17 protein-coding genes and 1 pseudogene are annotated in these 21773 nt (G+C 73.2%); 3 read left to right on the forward strand and 15 right to left on the reverse strand.

Translation table 11 applies throughout. The features are described from left to right. Positions 1-8: 8 nt before the first annotated feature. The 3 genes from ACPXCS_RS20475 to ACPXCS_RS20485 form a co-directional block, all read right to left on the reverse strand. Complete coding sequence (locus ACPXCS_RS20475; protein WP_425948153.1) at positions 9-320, reverse strand: STAS domain-containing protein; 312 nt, start codon at positions 318-320, stop codon at positions 9-11. Continuing rightward, entirely contained in the window at positions 317-4303 is a 3987-nt protein-coding gene (locus ACPXCS_RS20480; protein WP_425948249.1) for a SpoIIE family protein phosphatase, read from the reverse strand. Before ACPXCS_RS20480 ends, ACPXCS_RS20475 begins: the two co-directional genes overlap by 4 nt. 695 nt (positions 4304-4998) lie before the next feature. Then, positions 4999-5943, reverse strand: coding sequence for a MerR family transcriptional regulator (locus ACPXCS_RS20485; protein ID WP_425948248.1), 945 nt, complete (start codon positions 5941-5943; stop codon positions 4999-5001). Positions 5944-6067: 124 nt separating this feature from the next. Here ACPXCS_RS20485 and ACPXCS_RS20490 point away from each other — a divergent pair, with 124 nt between their 5' ends. After that, positions 6068-7591, forward strand: a complete 1524-nt coding sequence (locus ACPXCS_RS20490) for an alpha/beta hydrolase (RefSeq protein WP_425948151.1) — start codon at positions 6068-6070, stop codon at positions 7589-7591. Between the two features lie 59 nt (positions 7592-7650). On the opposite strand, the gene ACPXCS_RS20495 is transcribed toward ACPXCS_RS20490, so the two are convergent. The 5 genes from ACPXCS_RS20495 to ACPXCS_RS20515 form a co-directional block, all read right to left on the reverse strand. Beyond that, the gene (locus ACPXCS_RS20495; RefSeq protein ID WP_425948149.1) at positions 7651-9564 is read right to left on the reverse strand and encodes an RICIN domain-containing protein; all 1914 of its coding nucleotides are present in this window, start codon (positions 9562-9564) and stop codon (positions 7651-7653) included. A 175-nt stretch (positions 9565-9739) separates the two neighbouring features. After that, positions 9740-10165, reverse strand: a complete 426-nt coding sequence (locus ACPXCS_RS20500) for an SRPBCC family protein (RefSeq protein WP_425948148.1) — start codon at positions 10163-10165, stop codon at positions 9740-9742. Positions 10166-10172: 7 nt separating this feature from the next. Next, entirely contained in the window at positions 10173-10442 is a 270-nt protein-coding gene (locus ACPXCS_RS20505) for an HU family DNA-binding protein (protein ID WP_425948146.1), read from the reverse strand. 120 nt (positions 10443-10562) lie between these two features. Then, complete coding sequence (locus ACPXCS_RS20510; protein WP_425948144.1) at positions 10563-11957, reverse strand: cytochrome P450; 1395 nt, start codon at positions 11955-11957, stop codon at positions 10563-10565. 162 nt (positions 11958-12119) lie between these two features. Then, positions 12120-12494 carry a hypothetical protein gene (locus tag ACPXCS_RS20515; RefSeq protein ID WP_425948142.1) on the reverse strand — a complete coding sequence of 125 codons (375 nt, stop codon included), beginning with the start codon at positions 12492-12494 and terminating at the stop codon, positions 12120-12122. 10 nt (positions 12495-12504) lie between these two features. On the opposite strand from ACPXCS_RS20515, the pseudogene ACPXCS_RS20520 reads away from it, so the two are divergent. Beyond that, a pseudogene (locus ACPXCS_RS20520) lies at positions 12505-12780 on the forward strand (hypothetical protein); the annotation flags it as partial. Positions 12781-13012: 232 nt separating this feature from the next. Here ACPXCS_RS20520 and ACPXCS_RS20525 read toward each other — a convergent pair. The 4 genes from ACPXCS_RS20525 to ACPXCS_RS20540 form a co-directional block, all read right to left on the reverse strand. Then, a complete protein-coding gene (locus ACPXCS_RS20525) occupies positions 13013-13549 on the reverse strand; it encodes a Dps family protein (RefSeq protein ID WP_425948246.1) in 537 nt (178 codons plus the stop codon). Between the two features lie 185 nt (positions 13550-13734). Next, on the reverse strand, positions 13735-14067 hold the full coding sequence (locus ACPXCS_RS20530) for a WhiB family transcriptional regulator (RefSeq protein ID WP_425948140.1): 333 nt from the start codon (positions 14065-14067) through the stop codon (positions 13735-13737). Between the two features lie 182 nt (positions 14068-14249). Then, entirely contained in the window at positions 14250-15425 is a 1176-nt protein-coding gene (locus ACPXCS_RS20535) for a carboxylate-amine ligase (RefSeq protein ID WP_425948139.1), read from the reverse strand. Positions 15426-16079: 654 nt separating this feature from the next. Further along, positions 16080-16583: a winged helix-turn-helix transcriptional regulator gene (locus tag ACPXCS_RS20540; protein WP_425948137.1), complete on the reverse strand. Its 504-nt coding sequence runs from the start codon at positions 16581-16583 to the stop codon at positions 16080-16082. A gap of 56 nt (positions 16584-16639) precedes the next feature. On the opposite strand from ACPXCS_RS20540, the gene ACPXCS_RS20545 reads away from it, so the two are divergent. Further along, positions 16640-18244 (forward strand): MFS transporter, encoded by a 1605-nt coding sequence (locus tag ACPXCS_RS20545; protein ID WP_425948135.1) that lies wholly within the window; start codon positions 16640-16642, stop codon positions 18242-18244. A 66-nt stretch (positions 18245-18310) separates the two neighbouring features. Here the strand turns inward: ACPXCS_RS20545 and ACPXCS_RS20550 are convergent, their stop codons facing one another. From ACPXCS_RS20550 to ACPXCS_RS20560, 3 genes are all read right to left on the reverse strand, one after another. Beyond that, a complete protein-coding gene (locus tag ACPXCS_RS20550; RefSeq protein ID WP_425948134.1) occupies positions 18311-19747 on the reverse strand; it encodes a GH1 family beta-glucosidase in 1437 nt (478 codons plus the stop codon). Between the two features lie 79 nt (positions 19748-19826). After that, positions 19827-20750, reverse strand: a complete 924-nt coding sequence (locus ACPXCS_RS20555) for a carbohydrate ABC transporter permease (RefSeq protein WP_425948133.1) — start codon at positions 20748-20750, stop codon at positions 19827-19829. A gap of 12 nt (positions 20751-20762) precedes the next feature. Beyond that, on the reverse strand, positions 20763-21749 hold the full coding sequence (locus ACPXCS_RS20560; protein WP_425948131.1) for a carbohydrate ABC transporter permease: 987 nt from the start codon (positions 21747-21749) through the stop codon (positions 20763-20765). Positions 21750-21773 lie beyond the last annotated feature (24 nt).

Genomic DNA, 21773 nt, shown 5'->3' on the forward strand with positions numbered 1-21773 from the left:
GGCACCGGTCAGGGCTCCGTCGCGCCGTCGGCGCCGGGGCCGTGGACGGTGGCCAGTTCGGCGAGACCGGAAACGGCGAGGACCGGCTCCAGCAGGGGCGTGACGATCAGCTCCAGCCGTTCGGCGTGGGCGAAGAGCACGCTCAGACCGGCGCTGTCCAGGTACTCCACCGCGGTCAGGTCCACGACGAGACGGCCGGTGCCGGTGCCGAGGGCCTCGGCGAGGGCCGAGGCGTTGCTCATGTCGATCTCGCCGCTGACCGAGAGCTGCGGGGTGCCGTCCGCACGCCGACCGGTGCGGAGGGTGAGCGGAGTGGTCATCGGGCGATCCTCATCTGCAGGTCGACGGTGGTGCCGGCCGGGCCGGGGGTGATGGTCACCTGCTCCATGGTGGCCCGCATCAGGGCCACGCCCCGGCCGCGGTTGGCGTGGGGCTCGGGTGTGGGGTCCTTCCAGCGGCCGGAGTCGGCGACCCTCAGGCGCAGCCGGTCCGCGAAGGCCTCGGCGCTCAGCCGCACCGCCTCCCCCGGTGCGTGCCGGTGTCCGTGCTCGATCGCGTTGGCGCAGGCCTCGCCCGCGGCGACGAGGACGTTCTGCACCTCGATCCGGGTCAGGTCGCACCGGGCGAGCCAGGCGCGCAGCGCGTTGCGGACCGGCGCGAGCTGGGACGCCTCGGCCGGGAAGGTCACGTCGAGGGGTGCCGGGTGGCGGTAGAGCAGCAGCGCCACGTCGTCGTCGTAGCCGCCGGGGGGTGCGAGCCGGGTCATCACCTCGGTGGCGAGATCGTCGACGGGCAGCTCACGGCCCTCCTGGACGGCTGCGCCGGCCTCCTCGATGCCCGCGCTGAGCGGGCGCCGGCGACGTTCCACCAGGCCGTCGGTGTAGAGCAGCAGCGTGGCCCGTGCGGCCAGCGTGCACCGTGCCTCCGGGCGCCGGCTGCCCGGGCGGACGGCCAGGGGCAGGGAGCGTCCCTCCTCCAGCAGCTGCACGGAGCCGTCGGCATGGGCGACGATCCCCGGCGGGTGTCCGGCCGTCGAGTAGGTCAGCTCTCCGGTGTCCGGGTCGAAGACACCGCAGAACACGGTCGTGCACAGCGCGCCGGGGACGCTCGCGGCGAACTGGTCGAGTGCCATCAGTGTCCGGGCGGGGCTGGGCTCCTGCAGCATCAACGCCCGGCAGGCGCTGCGCAGTTGCCCCATGACGCTGGCCGCCTCCAGGCCTCGTCCGACGCAGTCGCCCACGACGATGCCGATCCGCCCGTCCGGCAGGGTGACGGTGTCGTACCAGTCGCCTCCCACCTCCAGCGGCGGCGTGGCGGGCTCGTACCGTACGGCGAAGCCGTCCGGGAGCCGTGCCGGGCCCAGGATGGCGCGCTGCAGCGCGATGGCGGTCTCGCGTTGCTGGTCGATCTGGTGCGCGCGCACCAGGCCTTGGGCGAGGCGCCCGGCCAGCAGCGAGAGCAGCAACTGGTCCTCGGCGGTGAACGGGCGGTGTTCGCCCAGGTCGATCCAGAGGGCCAGCGGTCCGTCGGGGTGTTCCAGCAGCACGCCCGCACCGGTGTCGTCGGCGACCGGGGTGAGCGGCGGGCGCCGGCGCAGCTCGCCGAGGACGTCGCGGCAGTCCGGGGAGAGGCCGTCCCAGGTCGCGGACGGGTCCGTGGCCGTGAGGGCGGGCACGCCGCCGGGCCCGAAGACGACGGCCAGCACGCACCGCGCTCGCCACAGGTCCTTCAGTTCGCCCAGCGCGCTGGTCAGGGCCTCGGGCAGGCTGGTGGCCTGGGACAGCGCGGTGTTCAGCGCGGCCAGTGCCGTCGTGCGCTGGACGGCGTAGTGCTCGGCCGTGACGTCGCGGAACGTGCCGACCGTGACGCGGCGCCCGGTGTCCGGGTCCTGGGCCTTGTTCCAGGTGACGACGACCCACAGGCGGTGCCCGTCCCGGTGGGTGACGGGCACGGTGGTCGAGCCCTGCTCGCGTTCGAGCAGGTCGGTGAAGGCCGTGCGGACCTGGCGGTGCGCCTCGGGATCGGCGGCGGCGTCGGGCCACCAGGGGTGGACCGGCCGGTACGGCAGATTCTCGGGGCCGTGGCCGAGGATGCCGGTGAAGGCGGCGTTGATCTCCACGACGGCTCCGGACTCGTCGCAGACGAAGAAGGCCTCCTGGAGCGAGTCGACGAGGGCGGTGCGCCACCGCAGGTGGTGGCTGCGCAGCCGGGCCAGTTCGATGTTGGCCCGGACGCGGGCGAGCAGTTCGGCGGCGGCGAAGGGCTTGACCAGGTAGTCGTCGGCGCCGGCCTGCAGGCCCTCGATCGACGACTCCTGTCCGGCCCGGGCCGACAGCAGCACGACGGGCACGGCGGCCGTGCGCGTGTCCGCGCGCAGTCTCGCGACGACGCCCAGCCCGTCGAGCCGGGGCATCATGACGTCGCTGACGACGAGGTCGGGCACGTCCCGGCGGACGGCGTGCAGGGCTTCGACGCCGTCGGCGACGGCGGTCACCTCGTAGCCGGCTCCGGCGAGGGTGCGGGAGAGGTACTCGCGCATGTCGGCGTTGTCGTCGGCCACCAGCACGCGGCCGCTGACCGCGGGTTGCTGCCCCGGTTCCAGGGCCGGGCGCACGTCGCCGGGCACGGCCATGCCGCCGTCCGGGGCGCCGCCGCTCGATTCCGGCAGCCAGCGCAGTGCTTCCTGGACGTAGGGGTCGGCGGTCGCGGAGACGGTGGTCCTGCTCGACTCGGGCACCACGGAGCCGGGCGGCAGGTGGGCCGTCCCGAACGGGATCCGGATGGTGAAGGTGGTGCCCTCGTCCTCGCCGCTGCGCGCGTCGATCGAACCGCCGTGCAGGCCGACCAGTTCCCGCACCAGGGCGAGTCCGATGCCGCTGCCCTCGTTCGAGCGGGAGCGGGCGTTCTCGATGCGGTGGAAGCGCTCGAAGAGGCGGGGCATCTCCGCCTCGGGCACGCCGATCCCGGTGTCGGAGACGGTGAGGACGGCGTGGGTGTCCGACCGGCGCACGCGTACGCGGACCTCGCCGTCGAAGGTGAACTTCAGGGCGTTGCTCAGCAGGTTGAGCACCACCTTCTCCCACATGCCGCGGTCGACGTACACCGGCTCGTCCAGGGGCGGGCAGTCCACCTCGAAGGCCAGTCCGGCCTTCTCCACGGCCGAGCGGAAGACGCTGGCCAGTTCGGCGGTCACCACAGCGAGGTCGACCGGCTCGTGGCGGGCCTGCATGCGGCCGGCCTCGATGCGGGAGAAGTCCAGCAGCGTGTTGACCAGCTTGCCCAGCCGCAGTCCGTTGCGGTGCACGACGTCCAGTTCCTGCCGGATGTCGTCCTCGGCGTCGGCGAACCGCGCGCGGAGTTCCTCGACGGGGCCCATGATCAGCGTCAGCGGGGTCCGGAACTCGTGGCTGATGTTGGAGAAGAAGGTCGTCTTGGCCCGGTCCAGCTCCGCGAGTTCCTCGGCCCGCCGCTGCTGGGCCTGGTAGCTCCGGGCGCTGCCGATGCCGGAGGCGATGTAGCCGGCTGTCAGCTCGATGAACCCGCGGTAGCCCTCGTCGAGCTCGCGGTAGCGGTTCAGCGCCGCGACACAGAATCCGTAGGGGGCGCTGCCCTGTTGCACGAGCGGGACGACGAGCGCCTGCCGGGGCGGTCTCGGCCAGGCACCGGCGGGCAGCTCGGCGAAGGCGCCGCCGGTCAGCGGCACCAGGACCGTCTCGCCCCGGGCCGGCGCCGCGGCGGGCCACACCCCGTCCGGGTCGTCGACCGGGAGTGCGGCGGGCGCCGCCGGGTGGCCCGGGGGGATGCCGGTGGCCGCGGACAGCCGGGCGGTGCCCTCGTCGAAGAGGTAGGTCAGGGTGAAGGGCAGGTCCTTGTGGTTGCGGTCCAGCTGGCGGCCGGTGAACGCCAGCACCTCCTGCTCGGTGCGGATCACGCTCGGGTCCGAGCCCAGGTCCCGCAGCGTGGCCATCCGCCGCTCGCCGATCACCCGGTCGGTGTCCTCGCTGACGACGCACAGCATGCCCACCACGGCTCCGGAGTCGTCGCGCAGCGGGCTGTAGGAGAAGGTGTGATAGGTCTCCTCGCTGTAGCCGGAACGCTCCAGGAAGAGCAGCAGGCCCTCGTCCCAGGTGGCCTCTCCGGTCCGCAGCACCGTCTCGATGCGGGGGCCGATGTCGTCCCAGATCTCCGCCCAGACCTCGTTGGCGGGCCGTCCCAGCGCCCACGGGTACTTGCGGCCCAGTGTGTCGCGCCGGTAGGCGGCGTTGCAGAAGAAGGTGAGCTGCTCGCCCCAGGCCATCCACATGGGGAAGCGGGAGGACAGCAGGATGCTGACGGCTGTCTGCAGGCTCTGCGGCCACTCCCCCGGCGGGCCGAGCGGCGTGGACGCCCAGTCCACCCGGGCGAGGTCGCCGCCCACTTCGCGGTCGGCGGCGAACACGTCACCGCCGGCTGCCGCCGGCCCCGGACGCTGCTCGGCCACGTTCGATTGCTCCACGCGATCCCGCCCCTCGCACGGCCACCCCTCGGGCCGTCCACACACACAAATATGCACGCGTGTTACCCCTCGTCGCGGCCCTAACCCTATCTGCCCAGGTAAGGGCGGACTTCGGGCCCCTTCCGATCACCACGCCCCGGGGTCGGCCCGACGACGCCGTCCTCGGCGCGGCCGAACGGCACGCGCCGGGCGCCGACCCGGGCGGAGGGTTCGTCTACCGCTGCGTGCGGAGTCCGTCCAGGATGAGCGCGAGCATACGGGGCGCCCGGTCCTCGGGGCTGGACGCGGCGCGCCAGAGCGCGCCGGTGAGCTGGAGGAAGTCACCGGGTCGGGCGCGGCGTCGCTCGCCGCGCCGCCGACCCGGTGGGCCCGCGACGGCTGTGGGAGCTGTCGCAGAAGCTTCTCGCCGCCGCGTGATCCGGACGCGTCCGGGCGGGACCGGCTGTACCTCCTTGTCTTGGACCGCCGGCGGATGCCGCGCGGAAGGACTCGGGTGACCCGGGCTACGCCGCTGCGGCGTTGTCCTGCCGCAGTGCCGCGCGCAGCCAGTCGTCCGCGGCGCCCGGGGTGGGCTGCGCGGGGCCGCCCGGCTCGCTCCGGACGACGGCCACGAGACGCCAGTACCGGTCCAGGCGCGGATCGGCCGCGAGCCGGTCGGCGAGCAGCCGGCGGAAGTCGCGGGTGTCGCGGCTGCGGTAGGCGCCGGCGTACGCGGCGACGTAGGCGTCCAGGGCCTCGCCCGGACGGGGGTCCCGTGCCCGGCGCAGATGTGCGGCCGCGAGGTCGAAGGCCTCGGCGAGCCCGGCGTACAGCAGGGCCGCGCCCCGGGCCCCGGCCACGCGGTGCACGTCCGGCTGGGGCCGGCGACCGCCCGGGCAGGGGGCCGTCGTCATCGCGTGCAGCCGGGCGAAGGCGAGGACCTGCGCGGGGTGCGGTGCCTCGGGCGGCTGCGGGACGGCGACCTCCAGGAACGCCGCGGTCGCCCGGGGCGGCATCCGCGGCGGCAGCCAGGTGCGCCAGAAACCGGCCAGGGGCGCGGTGCTCGGAGGGGTGCTCAGCGCGCCGAGCAACCTGAGCCGGCCGGCGCGCCGGTCCGGTGGGCAGTCCCGTACCAGTTCCAGTGCCGCTTCCCGCCAGCGCAAGGTCCGCAGCTCGTCGCCGAGCTCGCGCAGTCGGCTGTCCACGGCGCTCTCCAGGACGTCGCCCGTCGCGTCCTCGTCCTCCAGGACCCTGCGGATGTCGGGCAGGGACAGGTCGAGACCGCGCAGGGAGCGGATCAGCCGCAGTCGCTGAAGCGCCTGTGGGCCGTAGCGGCGGTGTCCGCCACTGCTGCGGGCGGCTTCGGGCAGCAGGCCCCGGTCGGAGTAGAACCGGACGGTCTTCACCGTGGCACCGGCGCGCTCGGCGAGTTCCCCGATGCTCCAGAACGGCTCATGTGGCGTGGACAGTTGAACCTCCCTCAAGGGGAGTTCCTACGGTACCGGCACGTGGTCCGGGCGACAGGCCCGGGCCGCGCCCCCGGCGTTCGCGACCCGCGCGGCGCCGTGTGCCGAGGACGGGGAGGGGTTTGTCGTGCATGTGTTCATCCTGGTGGCAGGTGTGTTCACCGGCGCCCAGGTGTGGGAGGAGACGGCGGCGGAGCTGGTCGCCGCGGGCGGCGAGGCACACGCGGTGCCGCTGACCGGAGTGGACGCGGCCCGGCCCGCCGCGTCGGCGCCGGTCGATCTGGAGACGCACATCGAGGACGTGCTGGCGGCGATCGACGCGGTGGACGGGACGTCCGGACGGGAGATCGTGCTCGTCGGGCACGACTACGGCATCCACCCGGTGCTCGGCGCAGCCGACCGGCGGGCGGAGCGCGTCGCTCGCGTCGTGTACCTGGACTGCGGGATGCCGCGCAACGGTGTCCCGGCGCTGGCCGCCGTGCCGGACCAGGCGCTGCGCGCGCAGCTGGCCGAACGTGTCGGGGCAGGAGGGCGGGAGGGGGTGCTGGCCCCGCCGGCGATCGGCGAGTGGCAGCGTTGGGGCAGTACCGTCGGCGTCGGCGAGGCGGCGTTGCGGCGGCTGACCGCCCTGGCGGCGCCGCAGCCGCTGGGCACGCTGCTCCAGCCGCTGCGGCTGAGCGGTGCGGTGGCCGCGGTGCCCGTCACCGGCGTGCTGTGCACCCGCAACGGCGCCGGCATCGACTCGGTGCAGCGGCTCGTCGACTTCGGCGATCCCGCGCTCGCCGCCCTGACCGAACCTCAGGTCCGCTTCTTCGAACTCCCCACCGGGCACTGGCCGATGCTGTCCTGCCCCGCCGAGCTGGCGGGTGTCCTGCTGCGGGCCGCGGCCGGTGCGGGACACCGTCTGCGGGCGCCCGGCGACGGCGCGCCGGTACCCGCGCACCTGCGCCCGTTCCCGTTCGACGTGCCCGAGCCGCCGCGCGACCGCCGAGGCGAGGTCGATCTGTACGTCCCCGGCGGTGAGGGCCCCCGGCCCGCCGTGGTCTTCGTGCACGGCGGGCCGGTACCCGCGGGCGCGCGGCCGCGCCCGCGCGACTGGCCGACCCTGGTGGGCTACGCCCGCCTGGCCGCCGCCGAGGGCGTCGTGGGCGCCACCCTCGAACACCGCCTGCACGACGTGGCGGACTACGAGCGCGCCGCCGCGGACGTCGCCGCCGGTGTGGAGCGGCTGCGGGCCGATCCCCGCGTGGACGGCGACCGGATCGCCCTGTGGTTCTTCTCCGGCGGGGGCCTGCTCGCCACCGACTGGCTGGCGGAGCCCCCCGCCTGGCTGCGCTGCCTGGCCGCCGCCTACCCGGTCCTGGCTCCTCTGCCCGCCTGGGGGATGTCCGGCAGCCGCTTCCACCCCGCCCGGGCGGTCACCCGGGCGGGGAACCTGCCCGTCGTCCTGCTCCGCGCCGGGCGGGAGACTCCCGAGATCGCCGCGACCGTCGGCGCGTTCGTGTCCGCGGCGCACGACAGCGCGGCCCGGCTCGAAGTGGTCGACGTCCCCCGGGGGCATCACGGGTTCGAGACCCTCGACGCCCCGGAGGAGACGCGTCCCGCCATGCGGCGGGCGATGCGCTCGGTGGTCGGTCACCTGACGAGGTGACCCGCCCGCTCGTCACCGCCCGGACGGCGAGTGTTCCTCGCAGGGCCGGTGGCCCCGGTTCACGCGGGTACGAGCCGGAAGGTCTGGGCGGGGCCGTGGGTGCAGGTCCACTGCTGCAGGCGGGCTCCGTCGGCCGTGGAGAGGCCGGTGACGTCGAGGCACTTGCCGCTGTGCCGTGCGGTGAACTCCCAGATGCCGTCGCCGCGGTGGACGGGCCGCCACTGCTGGTTGTCGGCACCGCCGTAGGCCCACAGCTGGAGGGTGGCGCCGTCCTGGGTGGCGCCGGTGCCTCCGGTGACGTCCCAGGCGACGGTGCCGGCGTTGCGGCTGACCGCCCGTACGTGGTCGCCCGTGGTGGGCTGGAACTGCCAGAGCTGGTTGGTGTTCCCGGCCGCGCAGGCCCACTGCTGCACGGCCGTGCCGTTGGCGGTGGCGCCTCCGGTGGCGTCCAGGCACTTGCCGCTGTTGGTGTTGACGACCTGGTACCAGCGGGAGGGGTCGATGCTCCCGGTCGGCGGGGTGGTGCCGCCGTCCTCCCAGACGAACGTGGCGACGGACCCGGCGGGGAGGGTGTAGGAGAGGGAGCGTCCGCCGTCGGTGAGGGAGAACGTCCGGGCGGCGGAGGCGGTGTTGACCACGTACGCGGCTCGGGAACCGTCGGGGTTCTCGAAGGCCACGTTCTGCACTCCGCCAGCGCCCTGGCTGGTGGAGCCGATGCGGACGGCGCCGGGCTCGACGAACTTCGCGAGGTGCCCGAGGACGTAGTACTCCGCGGAGCGGGTGACCGTGCCGCCGTTGATCTCGACGATGCCGTTGCAGCGGTTCGCGCAGTGGCCCTGGTGCGGTCCGCCGTTCTGGTCGAGGGCGAGGTTCCAGTTGAGCACGGTCTCGCCGCCGTTGCGCAGGTTGGCGACGACGAGGTTCTCGGCGTGCCAGCGCAGGGTGTCGGAGAACGTCTGGGCCGGATTCGTGGAGTCCGTGCCCGAGCACTCGGTGAAGAAGACCCGCTTGCCGGCCTGGCGGATCTGGGCCTGGTTGGCGGGATCGCCGCCGTAGCAGTGGAACGCGGCGCCGATGACCCTGCCGATGCCCGAGGTGCCGGTGAACACGGTCAACGGGTACTGCGGATGGTCCCAGTTGTGGTCGTAGGCGAGCAGGTTGGTGGGCAGTCCCGCCGCTGTGAGGGTGCGGTCCAGTACGCGGATGAAGTCGGCCTGTTGCGTGGCCGTCATGGACGTCGAGGGGTAGCTGGTCGCGAACTCCGGCTCGTTCTGCACGGTCAGGTCGGTGAGGGTGATGCCCTGCTGCGCGTACGCCCGGATGGCGCGGACCAGGTAGTCGGCGTAGTCCTGGTAGCGCTCGGGGAGCAGGCTGCCGCCGTTGAGGGAGCCGCCGGTCTTCATCCAGGCCGGTGGGGACCAGGGGCTGCCCATGAACCGGATCGCGGGGTTGACGGCGAGGGCCTGGCGCAGGACCGGGATGATCTCCTGCTGGTCGCGGGCGATGCTGAACTGCCCTCGTGTGTCCTCGTAGGTGTAGAAGGGTCCGGCGTTGAAGTCGGTGCTGCCCAGCGGCTGGCGCAGGTAGTTCAGGCCGATGCCGTCGCCCTGTGTGGAGAACAGGGACGTCATCAGCGCGGTGCGCTGTGTCGTCGGCAGCTGCTGGATCAGGTGCGCGGAGGCTTCGGTGACCGACGCGCCCGCTCCGGTGAAGCGCTGCTCGCGACGGGTGGCGTCGATGCGGAGGTCGATGGCCTGCGGAGAGGCGTCGAAGGCCACGGTTCCGCCGGAGGACAGCTTGCGGGTCCCGTCGGCGGTGGTGACCCACACCTGCGCGGTGGCCGGCGCCGACTCCGCCGGCCCGGCCGCGCCCAGTTGGAGGGCGCCGGCCGCGAGCGCCAGCGCGCTGAGCAGAACTGCCGCCTTGCGGACGGGCCTTGAGCCGGCCCGTGTGGACGTCTTCGCGAATCTCACGCCTGTCACTCCTTCGGTCGGGAGCTGCCCGCGGTGCACTCAGGTCTTAGTTCAAGACGTGATGGAACTGCGCCCGGAGCCACAGGTCAAGGTCTGTACCAAAGGAATCGGAAGGGAGCGCTCCCAATCGCCGGGGCCGGTGCGGGTGGTGAGGGCGTCTCAGGGGAACGGCGTCTCAGGGCCGGACGAGGCGGCGGAGGGCCAGGCGCGCGAGAGGGGCGTAGGCCAGGAGGGCGAGTCTCGGGCCGTGCATCGTGAGCCTCGTGGCGCTGCCGTCCTCGCGGGCGCGCAGCTCGTGGAGCAGCCGGAGTGAGACCGGGCCCAGCCGGACGCGCCAGGCCCAGGTGCGGCGGCCGGGGTCGACCGCGTCGACGACGAACGCGGCGCGGACACCCCCGAGCGAGGTGACCGTGCCGCGCAGCCCGGCACGCAGCCGGCGTTCGGCGGCCTGGACGCTCCTGATCTGCGGGGACCAGGAGGCCCACTCGTCCAGGCAGGCGTAGCGCTGCCAGACCGTCTCCGGGGCCGCCGGACCGGCCGCGTGGAGGGTCAGGTGCCCCATGGCGCCCCCGGTCTCCGCGAGGGACGCCGGGTGATCCACGTACCGCTCATCGGGTCTGGTCGCGCAGGAACTCGGTGAGGGCCGTGCCCGCCCGGAACGAGGCGACACCGTCAGCGGCCTGGAACCCCCCGAAGCTGCCGAGGGTGACCGTCTCGCCGGCCTTGAGTGCCTCGGCGATGGTTCCCGCTCGCTCCACGGTGCCGAACAGCAGGTCGAGGACCTTGCCGATGTCGTCGGCCGACAGGGGCGTGCCGTCGGGGCCGTCGGCGGCACGGCGCACGGTCATCTCGGTGAGCTGCGACTTGTCCACGTCCACGTTCCCGTCATGTCCTGGGGGCGGGTCTCGACCTTTCCACCATCGCGGCAGGCCGGGCGGGCCGCATCTCCTGACACCGGCCTGGTCGGCCGTGGGGCTGGTGAGCACCGCCACGCCGGCTCACGCCGTGCTCCGCCCAGCGGGGCGGGGTCGTGTGCCGTGAGGTTCCCGCGTGCGGCGCGGGGTCAGGACGAGGCCGACGCCGCCGTCGGGTGGCAGGGCCACGGCCAGGCGCGGGCGGGGATCGCCGGTGATCCGCACGTCGTAGCGGCTCAGTACGGTGGCGAGGACGAGCACCGACTCCATGGCGAAGAACGCCTGGCCCACGCACTGGTGCCCGCCGTCGCCGAAGGGCAGGTACGCCATCGGGTGCCGCGCGCGTACGGCCTGCTTGTCGAACCGGTGGGGGTCGAACCGCAGCGGGTCGGGCCAGAACGCGGCGAGGCGGTGGGTGAGGTACGGGGAGACGACGAGCGTGGTGCCGGCCGGTACCGGCACTCCCCCGACCACGTCGTCCGCCGTGGCGACCCGGGGCACGGCCCAGGCCATCGCGTACAGGCGCATCACCTCGGCCATCACCTGCCGGGTGTAGACCAGTTCCCGCACGTGCTCGGGCCCGGGCGGCCCGCCCGCCAGCACGCGATCGGCCTCCTCGCGCACCCGGGCCGCGATCTCCGGGTGCCGCGCCAGTACCGTCCAGGCCCAGGTCAGGGTGAGCGCGCTGGACTCCGAACCGGCCACGAACAGGGCGACGATGTCCTGGCTGACGTGTTCGTCACTCAGCGGCGCACCGTCCGGTCCGGTCCCGCGCAGCAGGCCGCTCATCAGGTCCGTGCCGTCGGTGCCCTCGCGGCGGGCCCGGTCGATGACGGGCAGCAGCGTCTCGTTGACGGCACGGGTGGCGCGCAGGAACGCCCGGTCCCCCGGCATCGGCACCCCGAGCGGCACGAACGGCATCGCCATGCGCCACAGCAGTGAGCCCAGCGCGGTGGTCACCTCCGCGCCCAGCCGGTCGCACTGTTCGTCGCTGATCCTGGAGCCGAAGAAGACGGGGTTGATGACCCGGTGCACCAGCCGGGTCATGTGCGTCACCGCGTCCACCGGCCGGCCCCGCGCCCGCGCGGCGAGTTCCTCCACCGCCCCGTCGATCGAGGCGGCGATGCCCTCCGCCGACTGTCGCAGGAGTCCGCCCGACATGCCCTTGCTCAGGATCTCCCGGCTGGCCAGCCACCCCGGCCCCTCGCCGGCGATGCCCCGGCCGGTCAGCCTGCCGAGCGCGTCCCACATCGCCGCCCCGCGGGCGTAGGTGCCCGCGCCGTCCCGCAGGACGTGCCGCAGATGCTCGGGGTGTGTGACCAGCAGGGGCCGGAACGGCCCGAGTTCCAGCCGGACCACCGCACCCTGCGCCCTCCGGCCGACCTCTTCCACCAGGCCCAGAGGGCCGCGTCGCGCCAGCAGCCCGAGCACCCGGTGCAGAGGCACGGCCTCGACACGGTTCACCAACGGCGCGGGCATCGACGGCCCCCTCCCGGCTGAGGTCGGTATCCGATCAGAACGACACGAGCACGGCAGCTCGCACCGAACCCAACCAGATCCACCGCCGTTCCGAGGCGCATGCGGGAGGGGCGTCCGCGGTGTGTCGCGGACCCGGCCGCTCGGCGACCGCGCACACCCTCGTCAGCCGGCCCCGGTGCCGCCGGCCCCCAGCCGGGACAGCAACCGGGGACTCATGACCGTGGGACACCAGTTGCCGGTGTCGGCGATCAGGACGGGGCGGGCCGTCCGCGCCTGCCACCGGTCGATCAGGTGCAGGGCGGCCTCCAGGCGGGCCGGGTCGGGGCCGGGGAAGGTCTGCACCGACAGCACGTCGACGTGGGGGGCCATGGCGTCGAGCACCGCGTCGGGCACGCCGGTGCGGGTGCCGTAGCGGTCGCCCAGGACGAGGCGGTGCGGGTCGTGCCGCCGGATCGCCTCCGTGGCGACGCGGCAGTAGGCGTCGGCGATCTCCGGCAGCTCTTCGGGAGGAAAGCCCGCAAGCTCTTCGGGAGGCAAGCCCGCACCCGTGGGATGCCGGTCCCAGCAGGGCACGTCGACGAGGAAAAGTAGCCGAGCGGCCGCGGGTCGTCGGGCCGGCACGGGGTGCGGGCGAGGTGGTCGCACCACTCGGCGAAGGCGGGAGTGCGCGGATCACGGTAGTGGCGCCGACGTCAGCCACCGCGGCGGCGACCCCGGGTTCGTCCGGGTCGACTCGCCCCACGAGGTGTCCTGGCCGGACTACGCGGGCAACGCCATGTTGCTCACCCTGGGAAACCTCGTCGCGGACCCCCGGGCGGGCCTGCTCTTCCCCGACTGGGCCACCGGCACGACGCTGCAGCTCACGGGCACCGCCCGGGTCGATTTCGCCGACGACGGCACCCGCACCGTCCGCTTCGCCGTCACCGCCGCGCTGGAGACCTCCGGCGTCGACAGCCCGCGCTGGGTTGCCACAAGCGTGCAGCCGGCGCTGCAGGCCTCGGGTGACGGACCGTCGACGGCTGCGGGCGAGCGGTTCGTTCGACCGGCCCTGGCGGTCAGGGCTGGTTGCGGGCCTGTTCGGCGGCCTGGTCGGCGGCCGCGTGTTCCGTCTTGGCGTCGGCGGTGCTCAGATGCCCGCCGCTGCTCTCCAGGTGGGCGCGGACGAACCACTGGAACAGTTCCAGTCCGCGCAGTTGCTCGATGAGGATGTCCTGGGTGACCGGGTCGGAGGTCTCGGTCGCCTCCATGGCCTCACGGTGGTCCTCGATGAGCCGCGTGTACACCACGTCGAGAGCGCCCAGGTGCTCGATGGCCTCCGCCCTGCCGATGGAGTAGTCGTCCCAGGTGCGGTCGGCGACCAGGGCCCCGGGCGTGCCCTGGGGGACGCCGCCGAGCGTGGAGATGCGCTCGGCGAGGTCGTCGGTCATGGACCTGACCTGTTCGACCTGCGGGTCGAGCATCTCGTGCACCGCGATGAAGTGCGGCCCCACGACGTTCCAGTGGATGTGCTTCAGCGTCAGGTGCAGATCGTTCAGCGAGTGCAGCCGCCGCTGGAGCAGCTCGATGATGGCGGAGCTGTCCTCGGCGGACATGCCCGGAACGGTGTACTGGAGGGAGGGCTCAGAAGCCACGGCCGTACCTTTCTCCTGCCGGCGGGAAGAACGCGTCCTCGGGGTCAGACAACCACCGCAGGCCCCCGCTCGCCCGTCCGGAACGGCCGTACGGATGCCGTCCGTGCCGGTGCCCGGTCCGGGGGCTCCCCACGTGCGGACCGGGCTCACGGCACTGACCGCTCGCCGATGCCGCCGTGCGTCTCGCGGCTGATGGCGCGGCGCTGCCGCGCGGTGGTCGCGCCCCAGATACCCGCGTCCTCGCCCTGTTCGACGGCCCAGGAACGGCAGTCGAGCAGGACCCGGCAGCGACGGCACACCGCGCGGGCCCGGGCGACCTGGTCGTCGGACTCCCGCTCCACCAGCGGGAAGAAGAGTTCGGGGTCCTCGCCGACGCAGGCGGCCTCCCGCAGCCATCCGCGAGCGGTGGCCAGGGTCTCGGCCGTCTCGGCCGTCTCGGCGTCGAGAGGGCGGTGACGGGTCCAGCGGTCATCGGGCATGGCACACCTCCGCATGTGCCGGCCGGGCCGGCACAGTGGCTGCGGCAGGGCACTGCCGCAGGCCCGGCAGAGGTTGCGCGTCCCATGCTAAAGGGAGGGGGCCCGTGTCCGGAACACTGCGGTTTCCGGGTATTTCACGGATTTCTCCCCGCGTCCTCCCGCACCGGTGGCGGGGATTCTCCCTAGGACCGGCAGGTGGCCGAGACGATGTAGTCGACGACGTCGTGCGCGCTGGAGCGCCGCCGGTGGGCGGCACGCTGGCGGTCGGCGCCGTTGCCCTCGGTGCGCAGCCGCCGCCACTGCTCGCGCACCAGGTCCAGGTCGTCGTGCCGGCGGAGCGCCGGGGCGATGGTGTCCAGCAGCCGTTCGACCAGGACGGTGTGGGTCACCAGGTCACCGGTGAGCGGATCGATGCCGCTGCCGGACAGTCCGTCGCGGGCCGCTCGCCAGCACGCGGCGCGCAGGAGCTCCGGTGCCGGGCGCGGAGCCGCTCTGCCGTCCCGGACGGCGGCGAGGGCGGTGGCGGTCAGCGCGCGGACCACGGCGGTGAGCAGGAGGGTGTCGTCGGGGGTCAGGGCGGCGTCGGCGACACGGATCTCGATGGTGGGCAGGTGGTGGGAGGGGCGCACGTCCCAGTACAGCCCGCCGCGGTCGATGAGTGCCTCCGCTTCGAGCAGGCGGTGGACGAGGTCGTCGAAGTGGGCGGGGGATTCGAAATAGGGGGGTGGTCCGGCCACGGGCCAGCGTCCCCAGGTGGTGGTGCGCCAGCTAGCGTACCCGGTGTCCCGGCCCGCCCAGAACGGGGAGTTCGCCGTCAGCGCGATCAGCGTCGGCAGCCAGGGCCGCAGGTGATTGCTGACGTAGACGGCGTCACCGGGGTCGGGAAGGCCGACGTGGACGTGGCAGGCGCACACGATCTGCTCGTCGTCCAGGGCGCGGAAGTGGGCCGCGCTCTGTGCGTAGCGCGCGCCGGGCGTCAGGGGGACGGGGGCGGCCTGGCCGTGGACCGGAGTGCCGGTGGAGGCGATGCGCAGACCGAGCCGGGCGGCGGCACGGGCCGCTGTCGCCCGCATCGAGCGGATCTGGTCGTCGGCCTCCTTCAGGCAGGTGTGCGGGTCGGTGCGCAGTTCGACCTGGTAGCGGGTCAGCTCGGTGCCGATCCGGTCACCGAGTGCGCCGGCGGCTTCCTCGACCAGCCGGGGGCCGTGCGGGCCGGGGGTTCGGGTGGCCGGGTCGATCAGGAGGAGCTCCTCCTCGATCCCGACGGTCAGCGGCTCGGGAACGGGACCCGGTACGGAGTCGAGGACCGGCTCGGGAGCGTCCGCCGGAGCCGTCCCGCTGCGATGTTGACTGCCCATAGTGATGACACTGTCTCAGAAAGTGCGGGCCGAGTGGATGGCGCGATGCCCACACGGGCCCAGGACGGCCGGGAGTGGTCGCGCGGTGGCTTCGGAGTGGCTGAGGAGACGCCCTGGCCGGGGGCCGGAGTCGCTGCCGGGCGAGCTGCGAAGCTGCTGCCGAGGATCGTGGCGGGGAGGCTGCGGTACGACTGGATGCGCTTCAGGGGCGGGCCGGGGGGTCGGCCCGGTTCAGGCGGCTGTCCAGGGTAGCGGCGAACCCCTCGGCGCGGGCGAGCTGCACGCGCAGCCGGCCGATCCGGTCGGCGGCGGCCCAAGATCGTCGAGATCACCGGCCGCAACGACGCCAGCGCTGACCTGCGCGGCAAGCTCACCGGGGAACTCACCGGCAGTCACTGAGCGGACCGGTGGCGCGGCGCGGGAGCCGCGTGGCGCGCCGACCCGGCCACCCGGCAGTCGGCGTGAGGCGATCCGCGCCGCATCCGTGCGCTGACGACTTCCGGGCGTCCGGCCGCCGTGATCTTGATGTCGAGGCACGCTCGGCGGCCCTGCCGACGACGCCCGGGGCGGCGTCACGACGCTCCGGTCGACCGGCCGGGCCCGCCACCTGCGAGTCGCCCGCGACGAAGCGATCACCGCGCGGCTCCGCCGCCCCTAACGGGACGCCAGCCGTGCCTCCGTCTCCTCGATGGGGACGTCGTGTCCGGCCTCGCACCGTACGGCCGGTACGAGCGGGGCGTCGCAGCCCGCGTGCACGAGCTCGACACCACCCTTCTCGCCGTCCACCGCCTGTCCCCACCGCATCAACGCGACGAACAGCGGGAACAGGGCCCGGCCCCGGTCGGTCAGGACGTACTCGTGGCGGGTGCGCGACCCCGGCACCCGGTAGGGCCGGCGCTCCATCAGGCCGTCGGCGACCAGCTGCCGCAGCCGCTTGGAGGCCACCGTCTCCGCGAGACCGGTACGCCGGACCAGGTCGTCGAAGCGGCGCCCGCCGTAGAACGCCTCCCGCACCAGCATCATCGCCGAGCGCGTACCGACCACCTCCAGCGACCGCTCCATGGCGCACCAGCCGGCCGCCGTGAAGGCGTCCCGGTCGGCGAACTCGCCCGTGCGCGTGAACACCGTGTCTTCGCCCTGCAGGTCAACGCGTTCCATGCCGCCATTCTAACCTGGCTAGCATTTTGCGCAGTCAGGGTGTTACGTTCCTGGCTATGCCAAACACAAGTCAGCCTTCCGTGGCGGGCGGCTCGGGTGCGCTCGCCCCGGCCGCCATCACTCCCCCGGCCTCGGCAGCAGCCGGGCACACCGTGCTGCCCGCCCATCCCTGGCGGGGTGTGCTCACGGTGTGTCTCGGCGTGATGTTGGCGTTCGTCAACGTCTCGTCCACCATCGGCGCGCTCGGGGCCATCCAGCAGGACCTGCGTCCCTCGGCCAGCGCGCTGGTCTGGGTGACCAGCGCCTACTCCCTCGTCGTCGCCACCCTGGTGATGTCCGCCGGCACCCTCGCCGACCTGGTCGGGCGCCGCGCGGTCTTCCTCGGCGGCGCGGTGGTCTTCACCGCGGGCAGCGCGCTCGCCTTCACCGCCGACGGCACGGGGCTGCTGATCACCGCCCAGGCGGTCATGGGCCTCGGTGGCGCGGCCGTGCTCCCCGCCAGCCTGTCGATCGTCAGCCACTCGTTCGCCGACCCGCACCAGCGGACGAAGGCGATCGGCGTCTGGGCCAGTTGCTCCGGCCTCGGCCTGGCCGTCGGGCCGCTCGGCGCCGGGCTGCTCATCGGCCACTTCTCGTGGCACTCGGTGTACCTGATCGACGTCGTCATCGGCGCGCTCGCCGTGGTCCTGACGCCGTTCCTGGTGAGCGAGTCCAAGCACCCGACCAGACGTCCCGACCTCGCCGGCGTCCTGCTCGGGACCGTCACGATCGCCTCCGCGACCTACGCGATCATCGAGGGCGGCTCGGCCGGCTACGGCTCCGGGCGCATCATCTCCATGTACGTCGTCTTCGCCGTCTCCCTGGCCCTGTTCCTCGTCGTCGAGGCCCGCCACCACGACCCGATGCTGGACCTGCGGCTGTTCCGCAACCCCTCGTACACCGCGGTGATGGGTGTCGCGGCGGCGTCCATGTTCGGCTTCGTCGGCATCTCCCTGCTCGCCGTCCTCTACATGGAACGGGTGCAGCACCTGTCCGCGCTGGCCACCGGCGTGCGGCTGCTGGCCATGTTCGCCACCTACATCGTGGTCAGCGCGCTCGCCGGACGTCTCGTCCAGAAAGTCGGCTTCGCCCTCATGCTGACCGCGGGCCTCGTGGTCATGGGCGCCGGGGCGCTCGCGCTGCTGGCCGCCGGCCCCTTCACCGGCTACGGCGCGCTGTGGCCGGGGCTGCTCGTCGCGGGTGTCGGATCGGCGATGCTCACGGCGCCGTCGACCGCCGCCGCCGTCAACAGCGTGCCGCGGCTGCAGGCGGGCATGGCCAGCGCGACGGTCAACATGTTCCGCCAGATCGGGTCCGTCCTCGGCCCCAGCGTCCTCGGCACCGTCGTCACCACCCGCTTCCCCCACTACCTGGAGGACCGGCTGGTGTCCGCCGGCGTGCCGGGCCCGGACGCCGCCCGTATCAGCGCCGGTGCCCTGCACGGCGACAGCGGCGTGGAGATGCCGGCCGCGCTGGCCCACACCGTCACCGCGTCCGCCGCGCGGGCCTTCACCGACGCCGTCCACCTCGGGCTGCTCATCGGCGGCGGCACCCTGCTGGTCATCGCGATCCCCACCGCGGTCTTCGTGCGGCACCGCAACGCACCGGCCCCCGCCCGGTAGGCCCGGACGGGGGCGGATCGTCGGTGCGGCACTACGCCGGAAGCCGCGTGTGCCGCACCGGCCCGGTCAGGCCTCGGGGAGGACACCGGTACGGGCGACCCGGGAGTACCAGCGGGCGCTGGCCTTGGGGATGCGCGTGCCGGTCGGGTAGTCGACGTACACGGCGCCGAAGCGCTTGCTGTAGCCGTGGGCCCACTCGAAGTTGTCCAGCAGGGACCACAGGAAGTAGCCGCGTACGTCCGCGCCGTCCAGGATCGCCTGGTGGACGGCGGCCAGGTGGCCGCGTACGTAGGCGATCCGGGCCGGGTCGTTGACCTGGCCGGAGGGGTCGGCGTAGTCGTCGAAGGCGGCGCCGTTCTCGGTGATCACCAGCGGCAGCCGCGGGAAGTCGGAGGCGAGCCGGCGCAGCAGTTCGTACAGGCCGCCGGGGTCGATGGCCCAGCCCATCGCGGTGGTGTCACCGGGCGGCTGGTGGAAGGCGACCCGGTCGGCTCCCGGCCACGGGCTGTGGGCGCTGTTGCCGTGTCCGTCGGAGGTGTGGGTGCCGCTGCCGTCCGCCTCAGAAACCAGGGTGGGGCTGTAGTAGTTGACGCCGAGGAAGTCCAGCGGCTGGTGGATGAGTTGCAGGTCACCGTCCTGGACGAAGGACCAGTCGGTCAGCTCGGCGGTGTCCTTGAACAGGTCCTCCGGGTAGGCGCCGTTGAGCATCGGGCCGGTGAAGACGCGGTTGGCCAGGGCGTCGATCCGGCGGACCGCGTCGGCGTCGCCGTCCGTCGCGGTGAGCGGGCGTACGTGGTGGATGTTGAGGGTGACGGAGACCTGCGCGTCGGCGCGGAGCCGCTCGCGCAGCGCCCGGACGGCCAGACCGTGCCCCAGGTTGAGGTGGTGGGCGGCACGCAGGGCGGCGACCGGGTCGGTGCGGCCGGGGGCGTGCACGCCGGAGCCGTAGCCGAGGAAGGCGCTGCACCAGGGCTCGTTGAGCGTGGTCCAGGTCTTCACCCGGTCGCCGAGGGCGTCCGCCGCGAGGGCCGCGTACTCGGCGAACCGCTCGGCCGTGGCACGCTCCGGCCAGCCGCCGGCGTCCTCCAGCTCCTGCGGCAGGTCCCAGTGGTAGAGGGTGGCGACGGGCTGGATGCCCTTCTCCAGGAGCTCGTCGACCAGGCGCCGGTAGAAGTCCAGGCCCTTCTGCACGGCGGGGCCGCGGCCGGTGGGCTGGACGCGCGGCCAGGCGAGGGAGAAACGGTAGGCGCCCAGGCCGAGTTCGGCCATGAGGGCGACGTCCTCGCTGCGGCGGTGGTAGTGGTCGGTGGCGATGTCACCGGTGTCGCCGTTGCGGACCCGGCCGGGGGTGCGGGCGTAGGTGTCCCAGATGGACGGCGTGCGACCGTCCTCCGCCGCGGCGCCCTCGATCTGGTAGGCGGCCGTCGCGGAACCCCAGAGGAAACCCTTGGGGAAGGTGCGGGCGGCGTCCGGGGCGGATGCGGTCTGCTGTGCGGTGACCACGTAAGTCCTTTCGGGGAGCTGGAGTTCACAGGCGGAGGCCTGACGGGGGTCGGTGTGCGGATGGTCCGGGCACGGCGGCTCAGCCCTTGACGGCGCCCGCCATGATGCCGCTGACGATCTGACGGCCGAAGACGATGAACATCGCCAGCAGCGGCAGCGTGCCGAGCAGGGCGCCGGCCATGATCAGCGACTGGTCGCGGACATACCCCGCGCTGAGCTGGGTGAGGGCGACCGGAACCGTCGGGTTGGTCATGTCGAGGACCACGAAGGGCCAGAAGAAGTCGTTCCAGGCGTGCACGAACGTGATCATGAACAGGACGGCCATCGCGGGCCGGGCGACGGGCAGCACGATGCTCCAGAAGATCCGCAGCGAGTGGGCCCCGTCCACGCGTCCGGCCTCGACCAGTTCGTCCGGCAGCGCCTCCGACAGGTACTGCCGCATGAAGAAGACGCCCACCGCGCTCACCAGCGTCGGGAAGATGACGGCGGGCAGCTGCTGCGACCAGCCCAGCTCGGCCATCATCATGAACAGCGGTACGACGCCGAGTTGCGGCGGCACCAGCATGGTGCCGATGACCAGCATGAGCAGGGCGTTGCGGCCCTTGAACCGCAGCTTGGCGAAGGCGAACCCGGCGAGCGTCGCGAACATCACCGTGGACAGGGCGATCACCCCGGCCACGATCAGGCTGTTGATCATGGCCTTGCCCATCGCGGCCTCGTCCCAGGCCCGGGCGAGGTTGCTGAACAGGTTCGGGCCGGGCAGGAAGGGCGGCGGGGTCTGGCTGACCCGGGTGTTGTCGGTGGAGGCGGCCACCATCGTCCAGTACAGCGGGAAGATCGACAGCACCGCCATGATGCCGAGCAGGACGTAGGAGAGGGGGCCGGCGTGGTGCTGGCGGCCGGCGCGCTGGCGCAGCAGCCGGCGGCCGGCGGGGGCGGCCGGCTTCCCCGCGGGGGTCCGGGCCGGGGTGTCCGTCCGGACCGGGAGGCTGTTGGTGGTCATGGTGACTCCAGGTCAGGCCGTACGGGAGCGTGCGCGCTTGACGAGGCGCTGCACGAGGAAGACGAGAACGAGCAGCAGGAACATCGCCCAGGCCACGGTCGCCGAGCGGCCCATCTGGTAGTTCTTCCAGCCCTCCTCGTACAGCAGCAGTCCCAGCGTCTGGTACTGGTTGTCCGCGCCGCCGCTCACCCCGTTGGGGCCCTGGCCGAAGATCAGCGGCTCACCGAACAGCTGGGTGGCGCCGATGGTGGACAGCACGATCGTGAAGACGATGGTGGAGCGGATGCCGGGGACGGTGACGTGGGTGAACTGCTGCCACCGGGAGGCGCCGTCGAGGGAGGCCGCCTCGTAGCGGTCGGCGGGGATGGCCTGCATGGCCGCCAGGTAGAGCAGCGCGTTGTAGCCGGTCCAGCGCCAGATGACGATGGTGGAGATGGCGACCTGGGCGGGCCACTTGTCGGCCTCCCAGTCCACGGGGTCGATGCCGACCACACCGAGCGCCCAGTTGATCATCCCGAAGTCCCGCTCGAAGATCATCGTGAAGACGAGGGCGGCCGCGGCGACGGAGGTGGCGTACGGCACGAGCGAGGCGACGCGGAAGAACAGCGAGGCGCGCATGCGGTAGTTGAGCAGGTGCGCCAGCCCCAGGGCCATCAGCAGCTGCGGGACCGTGGAGATGACACCGATCGTGATCGTGTTCTGCAGCGCGTTCCAGAAGCGGGAGTCGCCCCACAGCTCGACGTAGTTGTCGAACGCCACCCACTCCATGACGTCGAGCGTGGCCAGTTCCACGTCGTGCAGGGAGATCCACGACGTGTAGACGAGGGGGTAGAAGCTGAACGCGGCGAAGACCACGAAGAACGGCGCGACGAACACGTACGGGGCGCCCTTGATGTCGAGCCGGTGCAGCAGCGCACCGCGCCGCCGGGCGGTGCCGTCGTCCGGGGACGGCACCGGGGGCTCCGCCCCGGTCACGGCCTTGGTGGTGGAGGTGGCCACCGGATTTCCTTCCTGAGAGCGGAC

The sequence above is a fragment of the Streptomyces sp. DT190 genome, from assembly GCF_049846985.1.
GTDB lineage: Bacteria > Actinomycetota > Actinomycetes > Streptomycetales > Streptomycetaceae > Streptomyces.